This window comes from Mycobacterium sp. (genome assembly GCF_049673265.1).
Lineage (GTDB): Bacteria > Actinomycetota > Actinomycetes > Mycobacteriales > Mycobacteriaceae > Mycobacterium.
Window position 1 is genome coordinate 1 of sequence record NZ_JBATXN010000152.1, and the last position, 3871, is coordinate 3871.

Sequence of the window (3871 nt, forward strand, 5' to 3'; positions counted from 1 at the left end):
CCGCGATGAACGGCTTGGCAGCCTCAAGGCCTTGCGCCACAACGGCTTCGGTCGGCGCCTGGGCACCGCCTGCGACGAGCTCGATGACCTTGTCGGTGGCCTCGGCTTCGACCATCATGATGGCCACGTCGGCGTTGGGGCCTTCGGTACTAGACGAGCCGGACACCACGCGCCCGGCCACCACCATGTCGAACACTGCCCGCTCGGTCTGCTCGACGGTCGGGAACGCCACCCAGGTGCCGTCGATCAGCGCAACCCGGACACCGCCCACCGGACCGGAGAACGGCAGTCCGGCCAGCTGGGTGGAGGCGGATGCGGCGTTGATAGCCACAACGTCGTAAAGCTCGTTGGGGTCCAGGCTCATGATCGTCACGACGACCTGGATCTCGTTGCGCAACCCGTCGACGAACGAGGGACGCAGCGGCCGGTCGATGAGTCGACAAGTCAGGATCGCGTCGGTGGACGGCCGGCCCTCGCGGCGGAAAAACGAGCCGGGGATGCGTCCGGCGGCGTACATCCGCTCCTCGACGTCGACGGTCAACGGGAAGAAGTCGAACTGGTCTTTGGGGTTCTTGCTGGCGGTGGTCGCCGACAGCAGCATGGTTTCGTCGTCGAGGTAGGCGACGACGGCGCCGGCGGCTTGCAGAGCCAGCCGGCCGGTCTCAAATCGTATGGTGCGGGTGCCGAAGCTCCCATTGTCGATGACGGCGGTCGTTTCGAATACGCCTTCGTCAATTTCAGCTACAGACATGGGTGTCCGTATGGCCTCTCTGGGTTTATTTAGCTGTTTCGCGTAATCACGCTAAACCCCGAGGGTTTTCAGAGCCTGGATGCGGCGACGGCCATCGATCGAAGCTGCCGACCTGCCCCGATTAGGGAGCCCGGCAGCCACTACCGAAGACCGCGCGATGCAGGTCCCTTGTGACTCGCTGGGACGGTGCGCGCGGATCGCGCGCGCCGCACCTGCTCGGGCCAATCCGGCCCAGAACGTCCTTACTCTACACGCCGACCTGGCGATTCCCAGCGGCGCGATGATTCGCCGAAATCGAGTGTGCAATCTGGGCGTCGAGTGTGCATCCAGGGCGGAAAAATCGCCGGATTCCCGCCCTGTGCGCACACTCGGCGCCGTCACCGCACAGTCGATCCTCTACAAGGGCGGCGTCAGCGGCGCAGGCCCAGCCGCTCGATCAGCGAGCGGTAGCGCTCGACGTCGATCTGTGCGACGTACTTCAGCAGCCGGCGCCGGCGTCCGACCAGCAGTAGCAGACCGCGGCGTGAGTGGTGGTCGTGCTTGTGCACCTTGAGGTGCTCGGTCAGATCCGCGATCCGCCTGGTCAGCAGGGCGACCTGCGCCTCAGGGGATCCGGTGTCGGTTCCATGCAGGCCGTATGAGCCCAGGATTTCCTTTTTTTGCTCGGCAGTCAGTGCCACGAAATATCTCCATCAATCGGTCCGCGATCTTCGATTCCAGGCCGCGGCCGCCGCGAACTGCAGCACGCGCCGTATCGCCAGGGAGTCTAACAGTGCGTGGCTAAACGACTGGAATCCCCAGGTCAGTCCAGGGAAAGCAGCGCACGGGCACGCTCGGTATCGGTGCCCATCGCGGCTATCAGATCCTCGACCGATCCGAACTTCTTCTGCCCGCGGATCCGCGCGACGAAGTCGAGCGCCACATATTGTCCGTACAGATCAGCCGACGTGTCGAGCACGAACGCCTCCACAGTGCGGGTGCGCCCGGAGAACGTCGGGTTGGTGCCCACCGAAACGGCGGCCTGGTAGCGCTCGCCCGGAACCACCGTGCCGGTCACCGGCCCGTGCCCCAGCACAGTGAACCAGGCCGCGTAGACGCCGTCGGCCGGGATCGCGGAGTACATCGGCGGCGCCACGTTCGCGGTGGGGAAGCCCAGCTCCGCGCCGCGCCCCTCGCCCCGGACGACGACGCCCTCGACGCGGTGCGGACGGCCCAGCGCTTCGGTGGCCGCGACCACGTCTCCGGCATCGACACAGGACCGGATATAGGTCGACGAGAACGTCACGGTTTCGGTGTCGTGATGCTCGGAAACCAGCGACATCGATTCCACCGCGAACCCGAATCGCTCGCCGGCACGGCGCAGGGTGTCGACGGTGCCGGCGGCCTTTTTGCCGAAAGTGAAGTTCTCCCCCACCACGACTTCCACCACATGCAGGTTTTCCACGAGCAATTCGTGGACGTAGCGCTCGGGGGTGAGCTTCATGAAATTCGTCGTGAACGGCATCACCAGAAACACGTCGATGCCGAACTCCTCGGCCAGCTCGGCGCGTCGGGTCAGCGTCGTCAACTGAGCGGGATGACTGCCAGGGAAGACCACTTCCATCGGATGCGGGTCAAACGTCATCAGCACGGTCGGCACTTCCCGCGCGCGAGCCGATTTCACCGCATGCGAGATCAGCTCGGCGTGCCCGCGGTGTAGGCCGTCGAACACCCCGATGGTGAGCACGCATCGGCCCCAGTCCGTGGGTATCTCGTCCTGGCCGCGCCACCGTTGCACAACCGCTAGCCTACGGCGCAACGCAGCCGCTGATCATGCTGATGCCACGGTGCGACTCGCCCCCGCAAGCGGGGGGACCCCCACAACGGGCGGTAATTGGATCCGCGTCGTCGTCGCACGAGCCCCAGATCAGGTGAGGATTGCTTAAACTTCCGTTGTGAGCCCCGACTCTCCTGGTGATGAGCCCAACGAGCTCTCCGCGGTTGCCCAGGATTACCTGAAAGTCATCTGGAACGCCCAGGAGTGGTCGCGGGAGAAGGTCAGCACGAAGATGCTGGCCGAGAAGATCGGGGTGTCGGCGAGCACGGCCTCGGAATCCATCCGCAAGCTCGCCGAGCAGGGTCTGGTCGACCACGAGAAGTACGGCGCGGTGACGCTGACCGACTCGGGCCGTCGGGCGGCGCTGGCGATGGTGCGTCGCCACCGACTGCTGGAAGCCTTCCTGGTCAAGGAGCTCGGTTACAGCTGGGATGAAGTGCACGACGAGGCCGAGGTGCTCGAGCACGCGGTCTCCGACCGGCTGGTGGCGCGCATCGACGCCAAGCTGGGATTCCCGCAGCGTGATCCGCACGGCGACCCGATCCCGGGCTCCGATGGGCAAGTTCCCACGCCACCGGCCCGCCAGCTGTGGTCATGCGCCGACGGTGACACCGGCACGGTGGCGCGGATATCCGACAAAGACCCCGAGATGCTGCGCTACTTCGACAGCATCGGGATCAGCCTCGACTCCCGGCTGCGGGTGCTGACCCGGCGGGAATTCGCTGGAATGATCTCCATCGCAGTCGAATCCGCTGACGGCGCTCCCACCACGGTCGACTTGGGAAGTCCTGCCGCACAAGCTATTTGGATGGTGTCAAGGTAGCCGCTGATGGCAAAACTCGAGCTGTCCCATGAGCTGTCGTTGACTGCCGAACAAGCGTGGGCGCATGCATCGAATCTCGCCGAACTTGGCGACTGGCTGCAGATGCACCAGGGGTGGCGGAGTGAATTGCCCGCCGAACTCACGCCCGGAGCGACGTTGGTCGGCGTGGCCGGTGCAAAAGGCATGCGCAACCGCGTCACCTGGACGATCCGAAAAGTCGAGCCTCCGGGCCTGCTCGAGATCACCGGCGACGGCGTGGGAGGCACCAAGTACGGCCTGCGGTTGGCCGTCGCACCTACCCCCTCCGGCTGCAAATTCACCGTGCGAATCGACATGGGCGGCAAGCCGCTGTTCGGCCCGATCGGAGCCGCTGCCACCCGAGCTGTCAAGGGCGATATTGAGCGCTCGATCAAGCGATTCGAGGCGCTGTACTCCTAGTGATTCCCCGCGGTGGCCCGCGCGTGATAGGCATCCCGGGTCG

Annotated in this window: 4 protein-coding genes and 1 pseudogene; 2 read left to right on the forward strand and 3 right to left on the reverse strand. The window is 65.3% G+C overall.

What is annotated here, in order from left to right:
* The 3 genes and pseudogenes from WBF82_RS05395 to WBF82_RS05405 all read right to left on the reverse strand — a co-directional run.
* A pseudogene (locus WBF82_RS05395) lies at positions 1 to 751 on the reverse strand (polyribonucleotide nucleotidyltransferase); the annotation flags it as partial.
* Positions 752 to 1161: 410 nt separating this feature from the next.
* The gene (rpsO, locus tag WBF82_RS05400) at positions 1162 to 1431 is read right to left on the reverse strand and encodes a 30S ribosomal protein S15 (RefSeq protein WP_219065472.1); all 270 of its coding nucleotides are present in this window, start codon (positions 1429 to 1431) and stop codon (positions 1162 to 1164) included.
* Positions 1432 to 1553: 122 nt separating this feature from the next.
* The gene (locus WBF82_RS05405; RefSeq protein ID WP_424382057.1) at positions 1554 to 2528 is read right to left on the reverse strand and encodes a bifunctional riboflavin kinase/FAD synthetase; all 975 of its coding nucleotides are present in this window, start codon (positions 2526 to 2528) and stop codon (positions 1554 to 1556) included.
* Between the two features lie 157 nt (positions 2529 to 2685).
* Here WBF82_RS05405 and mntR point away from each other — a divergent pair, with 157 nt between their 5' ends.
* Both mntR and WBF82_RS05415 read left to right on the forward strand, forming a co-directional pair.
* The gene (gene mntR / locus WBF82_RS05410; protein ID WP_424382058.1) at positions 2686 to 3390 is read left to right on the forward strand and encodes a manganese-binding transcriptional regulator MntR; all 705 of its coding nucleotides are present in this window, start codon (positions 2686 to 2688) and stop codon (positions 3388 to 3390) included.
* Between the two features lie 6 nt (positions 3391 to 3396).
* A complete protein-coding gene (locus WBF82_RS05415; protein WP_424382059.1) occupies positions 3397 to 3828 on the forward strand; it encodes a type II toxin-antitoxin system Rv0910 family toxin in 432 nt (143 codons plus the stop codon).
* Positions 3829 to 3871: the final 43 nt, after the last annotated feature.